This window comes from Dysgonomonas sp. HDW5B (assembly GCF_011299335.1).
GTDB lineage: Bacteria > Bacteroidota > Bacteroidia > Bacteroidales > Dysgonomonadaceae > Dysgonomonas_A.
This window is the reverse complement of sequence record NZ_CP049858.1, coordinates 503,331-520,443: the sequence shown is the minus strand read 5'-3', so window position 1 is coordinate 520,443 and position 17,113 is coordinate 503,331. Positions and strand designations below refer to the sequence as shown.

Genomic DNA, 17,113 nt, shown 5'->3' with positions numbered 1-17,113 from the left:
TCCGATTATCGAATCTCTTTATAAATTTCATCACCTAAAACTCTTGCTGTAGATGCCTCTTTCCCGTTGTGCAAATTTACAAGATCAACTGAAATTTTAGGGATTTTGGTTATAGAACCTGCCTGAATTATCAATAGATTATTTACGATATTATTATTCGCATTGTATATATATGGCCAATACACATCGTCTCCATAATAAATCTTAGCAATATATTGCAGAGACACATCTGATTCGGGAATGATAATACGGCTATAAGTAAGAGTGTCCGTATTATCTAATTCCTTGAAGGTTATGCTTTGTGGTAACTTCTCCTTATGTTTGATTGTATAACCTGATAGAATAATATATCCAATGCCCAATACAGCTAAAACGATCAGAGTAATAATACAGGTCTTTACTAAATTGGATTTGCGGGGATTAACAGCAGGGCTTTGAATCCTGTTTGAACCCTTTTCGGATTTATGAAAATTTCGAATTACTATTGCATCTGATTCACTTATTTCGTTATCTGAAACAAGTTCTTTTTCCACATTAAGCATTTCAGCCTTGGTGTGATCAGAACTTTCCTCGATAGCCAAAGAATATTGCATCTCATTTTCTTTTGGATGATCTTCTATTGTTTGTTCTTTTTTTGACTCATTGTTTAAATGAGACAGATCAATAGTTTTATCTATTGGCGCATTACTCCCTAAGTATAAAATACGGTGCGAATTGCCGCTTTTTATTACCCTGAAAAGCCCAAGCCCATCCACTTTGATATGAGAATCCACAACGAGACTCTTTTCTATCTCATTAAATAGTTGACCAATAAATGCGTCAACAATATGTTGATCCAATCTGGTTTGCAGTGCAATAATCTGACTTAGTTCCGATTGGTCCGTCTGTTTACTCATTTCTTTCTGGTATTTATACGCTCAAGAAGCCTCTCTATAGGTTTAAAAAAAGTAACCGATGCCGGTTCTGTTTTTTTTCTCCAAAATGAGCCGAAATCAGAAATGTCTATAGTCTTACCCTCGTCAAGTATGGTATACATATTTGACATGGTCGAAGCATAAAGATTACTGATATCCCTCTCTGAGAGATCTATTCCCTTTGCTTTTAAGCTATTTCTAATATTATCACACAATTTGGATTCGTCCATCATAATTTAACTCTATTAACGGCTAGATAAGAAATTGATTTCTTTTTCTATAAAAGCCACATCTTCAGTATCGATACGTTCTAATATGCTATTCAGAATTTCAACCGTAGGGTTTAGGTAGTTGATGTAGTATTCGTCATAAGTTTCATCCATTAAGCCTTCCTGATCATGAAGATTTTGTACTGAATTCTTATAATTTCTAGCTACATTCGACATGTCTTCTCTAAACACTTCTAATGTTTCTTTTAATTTAACTAATAACTCCTTCTGGTAATTATAGGACGTTCTGCTTGCCATTTTTTGTTTTTTTATTATAAGTTATAATTTGACTCGATCAACTCAGTGCAAAATTAAAAATAATATTTGCATTAATGAACAAAGACCGGAGATTAATCTGTTTTTAATTAAATTAAATTCCGTTAAATTAGAGTAAACATTTATTCTAAATAGTAATAAATTAGGTATTTAGGTGAGCTTCATTAACATATCAATATTCTCCAGATAGTTTTCAAATTTAAAATATTCATTACCTATCGCCTGAAAGAGTATATCTCTTTTGAAATCAGTCGTTTGATTGCTAATGAATGCTTTGAACTCCACTGGATCTGCATTTAATATGTATTTAACAACTCTGGTGTTGAAAATGAAATTTTCATTTTTGATGATGTCGTTCACTTTCTCCAAATCTTTAACAAAATAGTTGTTCAAATAGTTTTCGAATTTTGGAGAAATATTTGAATTTATTAGTTCTGCAAAATATAACATGTAACAATCATTACTGATCTGTGCATCATTGAGCATTTTAATGATAATTCGTTCATGTGTTCCGGTTATTTTTATATCATCCAGAAACAATAACTGCTTATCTTCGATATAGGCTTTATCTACATGAAAACTATCCCCACTGATTAGGTTATACCGATCTTGTGCCGACATTTCACCATAATCTTCACGATAGGTAACAGTTCTGTTTATTTTAGTCTCCTGAACAATAGGATATCCATTTTTATATAAAAATAAATTGAGTTTTTCAACAAAAAATACTTTCATAAAGAATGAAGCAGTAGGAATGTATGAGTATGCACTGGGCAGTACAACAATTTGTTTTCCGTTATAATGATCTTTGAAGCAGTTCTCAATGAAACGATCAGCCAAAAGATACCCGAATTCTCTTGCAATATTAATTGCTCCGTATTTGAATTTGGAGTAATCGACCGCTGAGAATCCAAACTCATTTTCATTATCAATAAGAAAGCCACTAAAGTGGGTGATAGTACCTTTATAATTTTGTTCTGATATCATTAATTGTATAATTAGGATCTGTAATTAATAAAGCATTAAAACCGAAGTTTTTTGCCCCTTGATAATCTGCTTTAGGATTATCCCCAATGTGTAAAACTGCATTTTTAGGAACGTTTATGTGGTCATAAACATGTTGGAAGAAATGTGAGGAAGGCTTAGACGCATTTATCTCGTCCGAAAATATTAGAAAATCGAAGTACTGAAGAATACCCATATTTGTCAATGTTGTTCGAAGTGTTTCTCCTTCAATAAAGCCTGTATTGCTCGACAGATTCAGTACATACCCCTCTTCTTTTAGCTGAGAGAGTATTTGAGGGATATTTTCATTCAAAAAGACAGGCTGATATTGCCCGAAGAGATCGTCAGCTTCTTTACGCAGGCTAATAGCTATGTCCAACGTAACAGAAGTTTCCTCAGGAACTAACTTTTCTAAAAGTTTCTGATACATCTTATTCGCAGATAGTTTCTTACCGCTTATCATATTGTAACGATCAAAAACATTATCTACCGAACGTATAAAAGAATCGATCTCCTTTGGGGAGATGTTTTTTATATTAAAAATATCGGCTATTAATTCGGCACGTTTTAACTTGAACTCAGGATGTGATCTTATAAGAGTCATCCAAAGATCAAATGATATATTTTTTATTTTCATCAATTATTTACCATTTGAACCACAATTAGCCGACCTCCATTTTCTTTAGAAAGGAGTATTTGTTTATTGTCGGTTAATTCTACCGCTTCACCTATTCCAATCTTTTTCCCTTCGGTTTTATCTTCCAGATCCTTCAATCGCTGGTTGATAAGCAGCCATTTATTCTGATGGAAAACAAAATACGCAACAGGCTTTTTCTGATCGTCGGTTAATTTTTCATTAGGCCAAATATTCCTGTTGGCATGCCACATATAAAGGTACTGATTGTTATAAACCATCAACCGATAATTGTCGGGAGTAAATGTTCCTTCGTGACGTGACGAATATAGATTTAATACAGGTAATTGTCCTTTATAATCAGTTCCGCAGAACGGACATTTGGGCTTTTTAGTATTATCAAAAACAAACCATTTGTGCCAGCATTTCGAGTTTTGACAAGGTTGTAAAAGGTCAACCGTTTTCAATAATGCATCTTCCCATTCATTGGCTGTTGGGCGAACAAAAGGATTGTGTAGTCCGTCTATAAATGCCTTATCAAATAATTCTTTTAGATAAGGACCACAGACCGTATAAGGTATCTTTGCCGGATCAGCCTGAGGTAATTGGCTTGCTTGTAATTGAGCCGATTTAACCCTGTTGGATGCATCGGTAGGATGCTCAATAAACAATGCTTTTTCTCCCATCGACAGTTCTTCATCTTTGCTCGAATCCAAATCGTGAACTTTTCCTCCTCGCAGTGGATGGCGGTATAATAAATACATATATATCATCACTGCCAGAGCATGCCTGTCGGTAGTAATGCTTGGTAATTTACGATCAGGATCATCTATTTTCAGATGTTTTGTAGCAATTACTTCGGGAGCTATAAAGTCGGGTGTCCCCAATACATCGGGTGGAAATTTTCCGGGAACTACCAGTCCGTCAATATCAATAATGGCAGCTCTGCCCGAAGTCGGATCTACCAATACATTTTTATAGGAAAGGTCGGAGTGAGCCAGACCTGCTGCGTGCATACGTTTTACGGCACGGCTGATACGGATACATATTTGCAGGTATTTAAACCAGTCGCCTCTTTCTTCGGGAGCCAGAAAGCGATTTTGATTTTTTGCGGAAGCAAACCATTTGCCTTCTTTTTCACGACCTTTTATTCCAAGGAAGTCATCATTCACCGATCCGTATTTAAAAAAGAAGCAAGGCTGATAAGTTGGGCATACCAAGCCTAATTTACCATTATGTTCAACTATTTTAGTCGGCCAACAATATAGGTCTTGCCAATAGTCGCCACCTTCTTGTTGAAATATGCGTTCGCGATATATACCTGTTATATTTTGAAGTCGGTCTTTAGCATTAAAATCCTGCTTGTCTCTGAAAAAACCGACTACATATGTTTTATCGGGGCTGAAGTATACATCCTTCATACCTCCCGAACCTATTATCTTATCCACAAACTGAACCGTTGAGCCGTCAGTTGCTTTTATAGTTATAATTTTATCACTCATCTCTCTGTCTTTTGTATAATAGTTGACACTACCTTATTTTGAAATGTCTACTAACTTTGTCTTCACCATAAACCATGATACAGGTTCAAATCCTGTATTATCCATATTTGCATATTCTTCCACTATCTTTATCTGCTGTTGATCTAGTTTATTAAATAAACCATATTTATTTATATGAAGAAAATGGAATTTTGATAATAATTCAGAGGTAACATTGTGGCAATAGAAGCTGTGGAAATCACTAGATATCTCTATGCCTATTAGATCAAAACCAATATCTTTTTCTTCATCCAATTCTTGTTCTATTCGTTTCTCAGACAAGAAAAGTTCCATTCCAATTCTTCCATTTTGGCTGCTTTTAGGACTGAATTCTTGAATCAGTTCATCTGCATTTATTTCAGAAAAATAAAGACTTAATACTATAAAGCTCTCCTTATTAGGGAAAAAGGTAATATATTCTTTTAAAGTAGCTAAATCGCGAAAAATATTCTGCCAACCTATTAATTCGTTGTTAAAAGCATTATCTACCCATTCTCGAATTGAAGCTATGGATTCATTATCTATTTTAAATAAGGCTTTAATAGCATCAATTTCATTATCATTGTCACTCCTCCATGAATAAGACCAGTTATCGAGAACTCCATTATTAATACATGAACTTGCAGTATAGGCAATATTGAAGATATCCTCACCGTAATCTATCGGCTTTGTCTTCAATAAGTAATATCCCGCTAAATAATAATTCATATCGTTAGCTTTAATCAAAAGTTTCTAACCCATCAATAAAGTATTGCTATCGTTCTGTCATCGTGATTACCTTGTGACCAAAAATCGAGCCACTGTAATAATTGTTGTGCCGAATCAACATTATCATCGGTCAAATCAACAGTTGATGTAATGTCTTCCCAAAGCTTATTCCATTTTTCGATTCGATTCAAGTTCGAATCAGTCTCAAATTTGGGATCGGTTATGCCGTCAGACATAAGTACCAAGGCTGTGAAGTCTTCTACAATTTCGAAACGTAGGCGTTTGTAAATCTCGGTAGGTTGCATTATTTCCGACATCGTAAGAAAACGGGTTTGACCTGCAAATTCTCCTCCATCGGGTTCACCCATAATTTTCAGGTATTGGGTATCCTTATTATAGATTCCAATACCGCCATCGCCTACCCAAAAAGCAGCAACAAACCATCCGAATTTAAATTTTTTAGAAACCGTCACCAATAAGGTGGTAGCATAATCCTTTATCTGGTTTTCTTTTTCCTCTGCTTCTTTTTCGATATTCTTATAAGCTTTGAATACGGCAGACCCTATAATGTTGTAAAGAGCATCACCTAATTTCTTACGCTTCACATCAGAACTGTCTTTTTCGAAATCCTTGATAAGCTCGTCAACCTCTTTATTGTACTTAGCAAATTGAGTGTTGCATATATCGGATACCGTTTGGCAAGCAATGAAAGACCCTTGTCGCGAATACTTGGCAGAGCCTGCACCATCGGCAACGGTCATAATGTACCATCCTTCATTTTGCTGATGTAAGATGCTGAAATCATCATCGCGAGGAGTACCTTCATGTGCATGTGAGCGTCCACGTTGACTTGCAGCAACTATATCTTTTTGTTCCTTCTTGCCTAAGCCGAAAATCCCTTTGGTCTTTTCTACCTTTATGTATTTGCAATCCGAATCGGGTTTATAGTATTCAATATTAGTCGGAGTAGGGATGTTATTCCATAAAGAACGAGGATCGGGATTAATAATAAGAGTGATCGTACGTTCGAATATGGGATCGCCTTCGCTCCATTCGTTGCGTTTGCATTTCAATGTAATCCGATGATCTCCGGCGGAGGTAGGTATCCCCTCTATCAGATCAGTTGATGGATTGAATTTTAATCCGATTTCGTCTAAACCGATCAATTCAAAATCTCCGATATCTGCTATTCCAAAAACGGTAATGTCGAACAGACATTGGTAAGGTTGGTTCACTTTTCCGTTTTGCAGTTGTATATGCTTAGCTTTTAGCTTACGGTCCAGGTCATTGTCCTTAGAATCAATGTAGGGATTAACTGTTTGACGAGCTTTAGTTTCTTCGTCCTCGGGTATATTGGGTATGGTTGCCATATTTATATCATTATCGGTGTTGTTTAAATTCGGCTCATCGCTATCAACCACCTCATTTTCTGATTCTAAGGGAAGGTTGTTTACATATTCTTTCCATTTCAGTAAAAGAAATTCTCTGACATCTTCCTGTTCGAAAAACTCCGGGAGTTTCTCTTTATGTTCAGTTTGAATATTCAGATAAGAAATCATCTTTTCAAAATCCATAGTAAATCATCTAAAATATTTATATAGAGAGGTTACGAAGCTTACAAAAACTAAACAATAAAGTTACAAAACTAGATTACAATTCGATTAATTATGTCTGTTTTTGTATTTTTTGTAAATTGTTGATATATAGGTTTTAAAGGTTGAAAACATTACAAACATTACAAAAGTGACACTTTTTAGATGCTTATTGTATTTTCTCTTAAAATCAAGAACTTAGCTTTCTTTGATAGATAAAGTAAGCTGAACTTTATATAAAAAAGATGCAGTCTTACCCTCTGGTGCGTCCTATATCCATTCCTCCGTCTGAGCCTTTAAATGAAACCTGAATTCCACACCATGGACAATGGCTCATCGGTTCATCACCTACACACATGATACTTCCGCACATACAAAGCCCTATGGCAATATGGTTACTGCAACAAGGGCAAGATGGAAATCCAATCAGCTCATCCGTACTTATTTTGCTTCCGCTTAAGCTGCCATTTGCATAACCGTCCACCATATCGAAGTACGAGTTATCAATAGGGTAAGCTCCTACAAATTTAAATTTATGACCTCCCAATCTGGTTAGATGAGAAAAGTCATTAGAATCTAATCTTTTTTGATATTTCAGAAGATAAGGTTGTGATGTCTTTTGACATTTACCTAATATAACGGCAAAATTTTCATCTACCTTTATGGGAGCATTCATCTCCATCTCTATTTTGTTGAGTATATCATCCGAGAAAGGAGCAAGCTTTAAGTCATCACTGCTCAGATCGCTGATACTCATACTAGTTGTTTTGATAGAGGCAGTAACCCATTTAAAGAATTCCTTAAATGAAACTTCGTCTGTATCTTTTAATTGAAGAACATTATCCGTAATCTGAGTCAATATTCTGGTATCCATATTATCACCTATGGAGATTGCTATTAAGTTAGCTCCTTTGCGATACTTCTCGTTCCATTTACTAAAGGCTGTATCCGTGAAATCGGTTGGTGCTCCATCTGTAAATAAAAATACAATGGGCTTCCAGTCTCCTTTGGCTTCCAATGTCGTTTTTCTTATCGAAAGATCCATATCATTCATCAGAAAATTCATTGCGTTACCAAGCGAGGTACCACCTCCAATCGGTAATTTAGGAGGATAGAAATTATACAATTCCTCCATCGAATTGAGCTTTTTAGCTTTGCCCGCAAAAGCAATAATGGAAATACAAACGGTTTCCAACGCATACGGATCGGTACGAAGCTCTTTTATAATGGCTTCCATACCCGATTGTACATGCTGAAGAGGTTCTCCGATCATCGATTCGGAAACATCAATTAAAAAGTATATAGGTAGTCGTCTCATAGGTGTGCTCGGTTTGAAAAAATAATTAAATAACAGTATGTATCTCGGGAGGCGGAGGTGGCAATGCTATGTCATTACTTGTTCCAACGCTTCTGTTTCCAACACTTACCGAAGCTGATACCCATTTGAAAAACTGACGAAATGTTGAACTGTCGGTTGTATCTAAGGAATATACCTGATTGGTAAGAGCCAATAGAGGCTGTGTATCCGCTTTTACACCGGCAGCACAAGCTATGATACTTGCAAAATTGCGTTTCTTTACTTCAGGTATCATCTGGTTGTATTTTTGCAAATCGGAAGGCTTGCCATCTGTCATAATAAACAATAGAGGCATCCAGTCACCTTTTTCGTCCGAAGTGCTGAGTTTTACTTCCGCATCAACTTTTTTGCATAGCATTTCAAGAGCCTCACCCAGATGCGTTGGTCCCGACTCCGGTGTAACTATTTCGGGTAGTTGCAGATTTTCCAACTCGGTTAGAGGAAGTATTTGCTTTACTTCTCTGTCGAAAGTAATGATGCTCATAAAAACCGATTCAAGAGCAAAAGGATCTTGTCTAAGGCTCGAAACCATAGATTCCAACCCCACTTTTACCGACTCGATAGGTTCACCACGCATCGATCCCGATGTATCTAATAATAAATATACAGGTAATCTTCTCATATCTATTTATATCTTATGTTAGTGTAACTATTATAATACAATATTTACTTCAGGAGGTGGAGGTGGTAATTCGCTCAAACCCGAGATTTCCTGTCCGCCTGATTCTATTTTCTGACTACCGAAGCTTATGGATGCTGATACCCATTTGAAAAATGCTTTAATGGTTGCGCTATCGGTATTATCTAATTGTACTACTGTTTCTGTAATTTGTTTTAGTATCGAAGTGTTTGCATTCTGACCGGCAGCACAAGCTATAACCATACCATATTTCTGCTTTTTGAATTCGATCAGACCTTTTTGCCAGTCGTCGGTTGGAGCACCATCTGTCATAATAAATACGAGAGGTTTCCAATCACCTTTTTGTTTGACTGTTGTTTTTTCAACTTCTTTATCTATTGTTTTGGACAATACGCTTAAAGCTTCTCCTAAAACTGTTGTTCCGTTAGCTTTAAGGTCAGGCATCTGAAACATCGACAATTCGGTCAATGGAACTATTTGTTTTACCGAGGAATCAAAAGTGATTATACTCAGATAAGCAGTTTCTAAAGCGTATGGATCTTGACGCAAGGTTGAGATCAGAACTTGTACGCCATTCTTTACCGCTTCAATAGGCTCACCGTGCATCGATCCCGATGTATCTAAAACTAAGTAAACAGGTAATCTTCTCATGTTATTTAGGTTTTATGTTTGTCTCAAGTAATTTCAACTATTTATTTCAACATTTTATAAAAGATCTGTGACCTTAAAGAATATTGATATCGGGTGGAGGAGGGGGCAGTTCATCCAAGCTCGATATGCCAAGAGTATCTCCATTTGTTTCGACTTTCAGCGAAGTTGTTCCGATAGAAGATGACATCCAGAGGAAAAAACGAGACATACTGTCTTCATCGGCTTTCTCGAGACAGATAACATGAGGGGTTATTTGCTTCAATGTAGAAGTGTCAGCATGGCTTCCTGCTGCACAAGCAACAGTGTACGCAGTTTTACAGGTCGAAAAATAATCAGCTCCTTTTTTCCAGTCATCAATCGGAACTCCATCCGTCATAATAAATACAATAGGTTTCCAGTCACCTTTTTCTTCCATTGTATTTTTTTTGATTTCCGAATTTATTCTGTCTGTAACCAATCTAAGGGCAGCCCCAAGAGCCGTTTGTCCTGTAGCATGTAATTCACTCATCTGAAATGATCCCAGATCAGTTAATGGTACCAATACCTGTGCCGTATTACTGAATGTAATAATACTTATATATACGCTTTCTATCGCTTGTGGATTTTGACGCAATGCCTTTATCATGGTATCGATACCCTTTCTTAAGGCTTCGATAGGCTCTCCTTTCATAGAGGCTGAAGTATCCAGAAGCAAATATACAGGAAGTCGTCTCATATGTTTTTGTTTATATAGTAATCGTCCGATTGCCAATTTATAGGATTACTGGCTATATAATCGGTCATATTATTATATGATTTTTCGTCTCTGATAATATGTTCGTAATAATTACGCTGCCAGATTTTTTGTCCGGATATATTATCCATTTTATTGCATTTTTTTGTAGAAATAGATTTAAACGAACCTATTATGTTGCCGAGTGTAGGGGCTGGGCTCTGCCCTGCCCATGTATCTATTTCTATTATTGCATGAAAATGGTTGGGCATAATGACATATTCATGTAAAATAATATTAGGAAAAAGGTTAGGCAATGATATCCATTGTTCTTCGATAATCTCACCATATTGAGATAACTTAATATAATAATCATTGAGGGCAGGGCAGAGCCCAGCCCCTACAGTTTTTCCGATTACCTCACCAAACAAACATATTCTATCTTGTCTACATATCGTAACAAAATACATTCCCGATGAGGAATAATCATATCCTTGTAATCGAATTGTTCGCCGGCTTGGTAATGTGTCGGTTGTCATATCATTTTTGTTTCGATCATCGTTCGAAGCGTATTGGCTTGAATATCGATGTTCTCTAGATCTGCCAGAAAATCAAGCTCAGTTATCCTTTTCAGATTCTCGCCTAAAAGCAAATTAATATCTGAATCGATATGTCTCAGATTGAATTTGATATCTCTTTCCAGCTGAAGATTTTTCTGCATAAGTTCCTTTATCGATCGTTCCTTCTTGGATGATTCGCTTTCCCATTCCTTGTATGGAAATACGTTTATATCGCAAGGGAGAAAATTATTTCTAGTGGGTTGAAACGAAAAGTAGCTCTCCTCGTTCTGTATCTTATAAATCTCCATCAATGTATTATTGATTCTTATACCGAAACAGAACTGTACTTTATAACTTTCTTTTACAAGAGCAGTCAATAGCTTTTTATTTATAACCCCGAATGTGTTTCTATAAGCGTCCGAATGATTATACGATGTTAATGAATCTAACAATTGAGGATCAGCATCAAAGAAGTAATCCTTGTAATATTTAATACTGAAGGCATTAATATTATCGGTATAAGGATATTCTGAAGACTGAGATGATAATGCCTTATGCAAATTATAGATAGACCTGGTGATGCGTTGAGCTTGTTGTAACTTCTCAGCCTCAAATCCTCCCTCCTGAGTAATAGCCTGTCTGAGTTTACCAATCATATCATTATTTAGCTCAATTTCATTTTCCATACTATTTACAATGCGTTCATTCTTCTTTCTGATTTTATCCAGAAGGTCGATAAGTGTGCTTGTAAATTGAATATGGTACAACTCAAGCTTGTTAATATCCATGTCGGCGTTTTCCTCAAAAAGTTTATGAATGACCTGACTTTGCAAATAAATTTTCATGATTGTCTGATCCTCAAAGAAAGTAATGAGGTCATATAATCTCTGAATTATTTTATCCGAAGCATCTAATATCTCTGTTCTGTTATCGGTCATTTATAAATGGGGTCCTTTCCAAGAAATAAAATAAGGTTTGTTGCCTTAACGGATTCCTTGAACGTTCTTTCTTAATTCGGTTTCTAATGTTTGCAATTCTTTATCTAGCACCTGACGGTTACGCATACCTTCTTCGTGAATCTTTTTCACTTCGTCTAATGTGCTGATAAGCGATTGAGTTGTTTTCTTCAATGTATCGATAGATACTACCGTGTTTTCATTTTCGCGAGCTACCTCAATACTGTTTTGACGAAGTAGTTCAGCATTCTTTTCTAATATAGTGTTGGTGGTTTCTGCTACCTTACGTTGCATTTCCACATTTGCTTTCTGTCTGTATAAAGCTACGGCAATAGTCAATTGATTTTTCCAAACAGGTATTGTTGTAGATATAATCGATTGAGCTTTGTCTGCTATGGCTGTATTGTTGTTTTGAACCACACGTATTTGTGCAAGCGATTGCATCATTACATAGCGAATGATTTTCATGTCGGCAAGACGTTTGTCAAGGCGCATGATATATTCTCTAAGATCGGCAATCTCATAATCTTTGTAGTTAGCAGGATTACCTTCCATCTCTGCCAATTTCACTTGCAGTTCCTGAAATTTCAATTGACCTGCAATTATAAGCTGTTCTATTTGTTTGATATATTCAACATTATTGTCGAACATAGTCTGTAGAGCCGTATTGTCTTTCAATGAATTGATGCGACCGGCTTTAATCTTATTTGATATCTTATCGACATTCGAAATAACGGTGTCGTATTTCTGGAATATTCTCTTTACGTTAACAACTAAATTCTTCAATAATGGAACTTTACTCAGAAAAGCTTTGAATCCACTCTGATTCAACTCGTCTACATCTATATAATTCAGTTCGGTAAGAAGGTCGCTTATATGTGTGCCAACTTCACCTGAATTAAATGTTCTGACCGAGTTCAGAAAGTCATTACTGTATTTTTCCATTGTCGATTGTAAATCGGCTCCATAGTTTAGAACTGAGTTTACATCGGTTACTACTAAGCTTTTATTTAATTCTGATAATCTGCTTATTTCATTTTGATCGAGATTCTCCAGATTTATATTTCCTTGATTGTCTATTCTTTGAAGAGATGGAGTCGGGATGTTATTATTAGTAGTATCCATATTGTATTTTCAATTATAACTATTTGTTGTATTTAATCTTGCCAAAGTAACAAAAAGGTCTTAGACCTTAAAATCCTTTTTGCTCAAATGTAATCTTGATAAAGTTACAAAAAAGCAAAAAGGATAGGAATATATTATGCTTAAAAATTATTTAGCATAGTTTTGCGTGATACGTTGGATGGTTTGTCCAAGGAATACATCTTCGAATGCATCACCAATAGCATTGAACTTCCAATCGTCACCTTTTTTATAAAGTTCACCCATAATAAGAGCTTTTTTACCTCTGTATTGAGGCTCAGAAACTACATTATATTCAGCATATACGCTATCAACTTTGACAGGAGTACCTTCGTACATTCTTATTTTCGCATAAGGAACCTGAGAGAAATCTTCTTCGCCCACACTGTTCAGAAAGAAAAAAATACGATGTACATTAGTTCCTAATTTAGAAAGGTCTACAGTGATAATTTCGTTATCCAAACCATCGTCTCCACCTTTATCTCCTTCAAGATCATCACCTGTGTGACGCATTGCTCCTGTAATTGAAACAAGCTTTCCGGCATTTAATCCGAATTGAGCAAGAAGTTCGGGTCTGTATAATGGAGAATACAGGTGATCCACCAAATTACCATTTTCGTCATACATTACACAACTCAAATCTAAGTCTACATCTTTGCTTTTGGTTACAGTCTTTTTGCCGAAGCCAAGAAAACCGCCTTCTTCAGCTTGATATTCGATTGCACCCCAGTTTACACCCACACAAAACTGAACCAGTTTTGCTCCTGAACTTTTCTCTAGATTGATACGTTGACCTTTCTGTAAATTAATTGCCATAGCTGTATTTTATTAATGTTATTTTATAAGTTATTGTAGGCTTCGATTGTGTAATTTCTTAAAACACACAATCTGTTTCGTTAGTAATAATAAGTTGGGTTAGAGACCTTAGCTATATTTCTGTAAATAATCTGCCAAACCTCCTTTTTGACCGACACCCACAGCTTCGAATTTCCATTCGCCATTGCGTTTGTATAAACGACCAAATTCCACAGCTGTTTCTATCGAAAAATCTTCCTCTAATTCGTATTTCAGAAGCTCTTCGTTATTTTCAGGATTGTATATTCTGACGAATGAATTACGAACTTGTCCGAAATTTTGTTTGCGGCTTTCTGCCTCATGAATCGTTACGATGAAACATATTTCAGTCGCCTTAGCATCTATTTTCGACAAATCGATTTTTATAGTTTCGTCATCTCCATCTCCTTCACCGGTAAGATTGTCGCCTGTATGCTCTACAGAACCATCGGGTGATTTAAGGTTATTATAGAATACAAAAAACTCGTCAGAAAGAATCTTCTTATTATCACCTAAGATAAAAACCGAGCAATCTAAGTCGAAATCGACCCCTGTACTTGATGAATTGGTATCCCATCCAAGACCTACAACGAATTTCGGCAATTTCACCTCGGTGCGTTGTCCTTTTTCTAAATTTATAGCCATAATTATAATCAGTTATCAGTTATCAGTTATCAATTAACAGTTATCCGGTGTCAGTTATCAGTTTGTTTAAAGTTAACTGCTCACTGTTACTGGCTTGCTGTATTTATGCAAATTTATTAACGAAATATTCAAGGCCACCTTTATATCCGATACCCATAGCTTCGAACTTCCATTCTCCGTTGCGTTTGTATAAACGACCAAATTCCACAGCTGTTTCTATCGAGAAGTCCTCATCCAATTCGTATTTGGCAATTTCCTCATTAGTCTGAGCATTGTATATACGAATAAACGAATTACGTACTTGTCCGAAGTTTTGTTTGCGGGTTTCGTAATCGTGAATGGTTACCGTAAACACTATTTCCTGTACTTTAGGATCCACACGGGTTAAGTCTACAGTTAGAGTTTCGTCATCACCGTCACTATTACCTCCTGTTAAATCGTCGCCCGAAGATTCAACCGAACCATCCGGTGATTTAGGATTATTGTAGAATACGAAAAATTCGTCAGCAGGAAGTTTCTTATTATCACCTAACATAAAAGCCGATGCGTCCAAGTCAAAATCAAATCCTGTACTTTCGTTAGGATCCCATCCAAGTCCAACACCTACCTTAGAAAGACCGATATCAATTCGCTGTCCTTTTGTTAAATTAATTGCCATGTTGCTAATGTATTTTATTCAGTTAAAATTATTGTCAAAAATAAATTCTTAGACAAGGAGCTAATACAGACAAAGATAATAAATCCTTTGAAATTTGAAATTTCTATGTTCACGAATACTGAACTATTTTCCACTAAATAAAGGTATAGCCTACTTTTTTGTTGGATTAATAAAGGTTAAAAAGTCGGAGACCGTTTATCTAAAACATACTTTTGATTGTTTATAGTATCATACGCATGATATAAATTTTAAAATAAATTATGGGAAGAAAAGTAGCAGACCAGTTAATCGAAACGATTTACGAAGCAGGTATAAAACATATTTATGCCGTAACCGGTGATAGTTTGAATGAAGTAAATGATGCAGTAAGAACTCATAATACAGTAAAATGGGTGCATGTCCGTCACGAAGAAGTTGGAGCTTACGCAGCTCTTGCTGAGGCTGAGTTGAATGGCATCGGATGTTGTGCCGGTAGTAGCGGACCTGGGCATGTGCATTTAATAAACGGATTGTATGATGCCCATCGGAGTAACGCTTCGGTATTGGCAATAGCATCAACATGTGCAACTTCGGAGTTTGGCATGTCTTATTTTCAGGAAACTAATACTATAAAGTTATTTGACGATTGTAGTGGCTATAATCAAATAGCTACCACACCCGTTCAGTTTTCGAGAATGCTACAGGCAGCCTTACAGCACACTATCCATAAAAAAGAAGTTGCCGTTTTAGGGCTACCCGGCGATATTGCTGCGGGTGATGCCGTAGAAGGTCCGACAACTGCACACCTTTTACCATCGAAAGGTATATATCGTCCTCAAAATTCGGAGTTGAAAGCTTTGGCTGAATTAATAAATTCGACCGAGAAAGTTACTATATATTGTGGTATCGGAGTAAAAGGAGCTCACGATCAGGTCGTACAATTAGCATCTCTGATTAAATCACCAGTGGGATATAGCTTTCGGGGGAAGATGGCGGTTCAATACGATAACCCTTATGAAGTCGGTATGACCGGCTTGTTGGGTTTGCCATCTGCTTATGCAGCTATGCACGATGCCGATTTGTTGATCTTGTTAGGTACTGATTTTCCTTACCAAACATTCATGCCCGAAAAATGCAAGATTGTTCAGGTAGACGTTCGCCCCGAACGTATCGGACGCCGTGCAAAAGTCGATATGGCTTTAGGTGGTAATGTAAAAGATACGTTGGAAGCTTTACTGCCTTTAATCAATGAAAAGAAGAATGATGATTTTTTACAAACACAGCTTAAAGTATATGCCAAAGTAAAAGATCATTTGGCAATGGCTGCCAATAGGTCGGGTAGCGAAGACACCATTGCTCCCGAATATTTGGCTACAGTAATCGATAAGATTGCCAATAAAGATGCTATCTTCACCGTAGATACAGGTATGTGTTGCGTATGGGGTGCCCGTTATTTGCAGGCAACAGGTGAGCGCGAAATGCTGGGTTCATTCAGTCATGGTTCTATGGCTAATGCTATGCCTATGGCGATAGGGGCAGCTTTTGCCCGTCCCGATCAGCAGGTTATTGCTTTTTGTGGCGATGGAGGACTCTCTATGATGATGGGAGATTTGGCTACTATAGTTCAGTATAAGCTTCCTGTTAAATTGGTTGTTTTTGATAACAGATCATTAGGGATGGTAAAGCTTGAAATGGAAGTTGCAGGTTTACCCGATTATGAAACCGATATGTTTAACCCCGATTTTGCAGCAATAGCTACAGCTATGGGAATGCAATCGTTCAGGGTTAATGAACCTTCTAAGGTTGAAGAGACATTACGTGAAGCTTTTGCTATTGCGGGTCCGGTTTTAATATCAGTGCAAACAGATCCTAATGCTTTGGCAATGCCTCCAAAATTAGAATTATCTCAAATGACAGGATTCGCCAAATCGATGACAAAACTGATTCTTTCAGGACGAGTAGACGAAGTTTGGGATACTGCCAAAAGTAATTTGAAACACTGGCGTGATGTGCTTTAAACTCAATTGATTTTTAATGAT

Annotated in this window: 19 protein-coding genes; 1 reads left to right on the top strand and 18 read right to left on the bottom strand. The window is 36.5% G+C overall.

The window, feature by feature from the left end; translation table 11 throughout:
- Positions 1-5 precede the first annotated feature (5 nt).
- The 18 genes from G7051_RS02085 to G7051_RS02000 all read right to left on the bottom strand — a co-directional run bounded on the left by G7051_RS02085 (position 6) and on the right by G7051_RS02000 (position 15,095).
- Positions 6-896 carry a hypothetical protein gene (locus G7051_RS02085; RefSeq protein WP_166198166.1) on the bottom strand — a complete coding sequence of 297 codons (891 nt, stop codon included), beginning with the start codon at positions 894-896 and terminating at the stop codon, positions 6-8.
- Positions 893-1,147 (bottom strand): HU family DNA-binding protein, encoded by a 255-nt coding sequence (locus G7051_RS02080; protein WP_166110271.1) that lies wholly within the window; start codon positions 1,145-1,147, stop codon positions 893-895. The genes G7051_RS02085 and G7051_RS02080 overlap by 4 nt, the downstream gene beginning before the upstream one ends.
- A 12-nt stretch (positions 1,148-1,159) precedes the next feature.
- Positions 1,160-1,441 carry a hypothetical protein gene (locus tag G7051_RS02075; protein ID WP_166110269.1) on the bottom strand — a complete coding sequence of 94 codons (282 nt, stop codon included), beginning with the start codon at positions 1,439-1,441 and terminating at the stop codon, positions 1,160-1,162.
- Positions 1,442-1,609: 168 nt separating this feature from the next.
- Positions 1,610-2,446 carry a phosphoribosyltransferase family protein gene (locus tag G7051_RS02070; protein ID WP_166198164.1) on the bottom strand — a complete coding sequence of 279 codons (837 nt, stop codon included), beginning with the start codon at positions 2,444-2,446 and terminating at the stop codon, positions 1,610-1,612.
- On the bottom strand, positions 2,424-3,101 hold the full coding sequence (locus G7051_RS02065; RefSeq protein WP_166198162.1) for an HAD family hydrolase: 678 nt from the start codon (positions 3,099-3,101) through the stop codon (positions 2,424-2,426). Before G7051_RS02065 ends, G7051_RS02070 begins: the two co-directional genes overlap by 23 nt.
- Entirely contained in the window at positions 3,101-4,600 is a 1,500-nt protein-coding gene (locus tag G7051_RS02060) for a helix-hairpin-helix domain-containing protein (RefSeq protein WP_166198161.1), read from the bottom strand. The genes G7051_RS02065 and G7051_RS02060 overlap by 1 nt, the downstream gene beginning before the upstream one ends.
- 33 nt (positions 4,601-4,633) lie before the next feature.
- Complete coding sequence (locus G7051_RS02055) at positions 4,634-5,347, bottom strand: hypothetical protein (protein ID WP_166198159.1); 714 nt, start codon at positions 5,345-5,347, stop codon at positions 4,634-4,636.
- A 32-nt stretch (positions 5,348-5,379) separates the two neighbouring features.
- A complete protein-coding gene (locus G7051_RS02050) occupies positions 5,380-6,921 on the bottom strand; it encodes a PP2C family serine/threonine-protein phosphatase (protein WP_166198157.1) in 1,542 nt (513 codons plus the stop codon).
- A 271-nt stretch (positions 6,922-7,192) separates the two neighbouring features.
- Positions 7,193-8,257, bottom strand: coding sequence for a TerY-C metal binding domain-containing protein (locus G7051_RS02045; RefSeq protein WP_166198155.1), 1,065 nt, complete (start codon positions 8,255-8,257; stop codon positions 7,193-7,195).
- A gap of 25 nt (positions 8,258-8,282) precedes the next feature.
- Positions 8,283-8,918, bottom strand: a complete 636-nt coding sequence (locus tag G7051_RS02040) for a VWA domain-containing protein (RefSeq protein ID WP_166110249.1) — start codon at positions 8,916-8,918, stop codon at positions 8,283-8,285.
- A 30-nt stretch (positions 8,919-8,948) separates the two neighbouring features.
- Positions 8,949-9,587: a VWA domain-containing protein gene (locus G7051_RS02035; protein ID WP_166198153.1), complete on the bottom strand. Its 639-nt coding sequence runs from the start codon at positions 9,585-9,587 to the stop codon at positions 8,949-8,951.
- Between the two features lie 73 nt (positions 9,588-9,660).
- Entirely contained in the window at positions 9,661-10,302 is a 642-nt protein-coding gene (locus tag G7051_RS02030) for a VWA domain-containing protein (protein ID WP_166198151.1), read from the bottom strand.
- Positions 10,299-10,838: a transposase gene (locus G7051_RS02025; RefSeq protein ID WP_166198149.1), complete on the bottom strand. Its 540-nt coding sequence runs from the start codon at positions 10,836-10,838 to the stop codon at positions 10,299-10,301. The genes G7051_RS02030 and G7051_RS02025 overlap by 4 nt, the downstream gene beginning before the upstream one ends.
- Positions 10,835-11,797: a hypothetical protein gene (locus G7051_RS02020; RefSeq protein WP_166198147.1), complete on the bottom strand. Its 963-nt coding sequence runs from the start codon at positions 11,795-11,797 to the stop codon at positions 10,835-10,837. The genes G7051_RS02025 and G7051_RS02020 overlap by 4 nt, the downstream gene beginning before the upstream one ends.
- Positions 11,798-11,842: 45 nt before the next feature.
- Positions 11,843-12,940, bottom strand: a complete 1,098-nt coding sequence (locus G7051_RS02015; protein ID WP_166198145.1) for a toxic anion resistance protein — start codon at positions 12,938-12,940, stop codon at positions 11,843-11,845.
- Positions 12,941-13,087: 147 nt separating this feature from the next.
- Positions 13,088-13,774: a TerD family protein gene (locus G7051_RS02010; protein ID WP_166110231.1), complete on the bottom strand. Its 687-nt coding sequence runs from the start codon at positions 13,772-13,774 to the stop codon at positions 13,088-13,090.
- A gap of 108 nt (positions 13,775-13,882) precedes the next feature.
- A complete protein-coding gene (locus tag G7051_RS02005) occupies positions 13,883-14,437 on the bottom strand; it encodes a TerD family protein (protein ID WP_166110228.1) in 555 nt (184 codons plus the stop codon).
- Positions 14,438-14,540: 103 nt separating this feature from the next.
- Positions 14,541-15,095, bottom strand: coding sequence for a TerD family protein (locus tag G7051_RS02000; RefSeq protein ID WP_166110225.1), 555 nt, complete (start codon positions 15,093-15,095; stop codon positions 14,541-14,543).
- 260 nt (positions 15,096-15,355) lie between these two features.
- On the opposite strand from G7051_RS02000, the gene G7051_RS01995 reads away from it, so the two are divergent.
- On the top strand, positions 15,356-17,092 hold the full coding sequence (locus G7051_RS01995; RefSeq protein ID WP_166198143.1) for a thiamine pyrophosphate-dependent enzyme: 1,737 nt from the start codon (positions 15,356-15,358) through the stop codon (positions 17,090-17,092).
- Positions 17,093-17,113 lie beyond the last annotated feature (21 nt).

Excerpts from the sequence above, each read along its gene's own strand:
- G7051_RS02010 (WP_166110231.1), bottom strand. The coding sequence starts at position 13,774 with ATGGCAATTAATTTACAGAAAGGTCAACGTATCAATCTAGAGAAAAGT.
- G7051_RS02000 (WP_166110225.1), bottom strand. The coding sequence starts at position 15,095 with ATGGCAATTAATTTAACAAAAGGACAGCGAATTGATATCGGTCTTTCT.
- G7051_RS02085 (WP_166198166.1), bottom strand. The coding sequence starts at position 896 with ATGAGTAAACAGACGGACCAATCGGAACTAAGTCAGATTATTGCACTG.
- G7051_RS02055 (WP_166198159.1), bottom strand. The coding sequence starts at position 5,347 with ATGAATTATTATTTAGCGGGATATTACTTATTGAAGACAAAGCCGATA.
- G7051_RS02005 (WP_166110228.1), bottom strand. The coding sequence starts at position 14,437 with ATGGCTATAAATTTAGAAAAAGGACAACGCACCGAGGTGAAATTGCCG.
- G7051_RS02020 (WP_166198147.1), bottom strand. The coding sequence starts at position 11,797 with ATGACCGATAACAGAACAGAGATATTAGATGCTTCGGATAAAATAATT.
- G7051_RS02065 (WP_166198162.1), bottom strand. The coding sequence starts at position 3,101 with ATGAAAATAAAAAATATATCATTTGATCTTTGGATGACTCTTATAAGA.
- G7051_RS02075 (WP_166110269.1), bottom strand. The coding sequence starts at position 1,441 with ATGGCAAGCAGAACGTCCTATAATTACCAGAAGGAGTTATTAGTTAAA.
- G7051_RS02040 (WP_166110249.1), bottom strand. The coding sequence starts at position 8,918 with ATGAGAAGATTACCTGTATATTTATTATTAGATACATCGGGATCGATG.
- G7051_RS02045 (WP_166198155.1), bottom strand. The coding sequence starts at position 8,257 with ATGAGACGACTACCTATATACTTTTTAATTGATGTTTCCGAATCGATG.
- G7051_RS02030 (WP_166198151.1), bottom strand. The coding sequence starts at position 10,302 with ATGAGACGACTTCCTGTATATTTGCTTCTGGATACTTCAGCCTCTATG.
- G7051_RS02025 (WP_166198149.1), bottom strand. The coding sequence starts at position 10,838 with ATGACAACCGACACATTACCAAGCCGGCGAACAATTCGATTACAAGGA.
- G7051_RS02060 (WP_166198161.1), bottom strand. The coding sequence starts at position 4,600 with ATGAGTGATAAAATTATAACTATAAAAGCAACTGACGGCTCAACGGTT.
- G7051_RS02070 (WP_166198164.1), bottom strand. The coding sequence starts at position 2,446 with ATGATATCAGAACAAAATTATAAAGGTACTATCACCCACTTTAGTGGC.
- G7051_RS02015 (WP_166198145.1), bottom strand. The coding sequence starts at position 12,940 with ATGGATACTACTAATAATAACATCCCGACTCCATCTCTTCAAAGAATA.
- G7051_RS02035 (WP_166198153.1), bottom strand. The coding sequence starts at position 9,587 with ATGAGAAGATTACCTGTTTACTTAGTTTTAGATACATCGGGATCGATG.
- G7051_RS02080 (WP_166110271.1), bottom strand. The coding sequence starts at position 1,147 with ATGATGGACGAATCCAAATTGTGTGATAATATTAGAAATAGCTTAAAA.
- G7051_RS01995 (WP_166198143.1), top strand. The coding sequence starts at position 15,356 with ATGGGAAGAAAAGTAGCAGACCAGTTAATCGAAACGATTTACGAAGCA.
- G7051_RS02050 (WP_166198157.1), bottom strand. The coding sequence starts at position 6,921 with ATGGATTTTGAAAAGATGATTTCTTATCTGAATATTCAAACTGAACAT.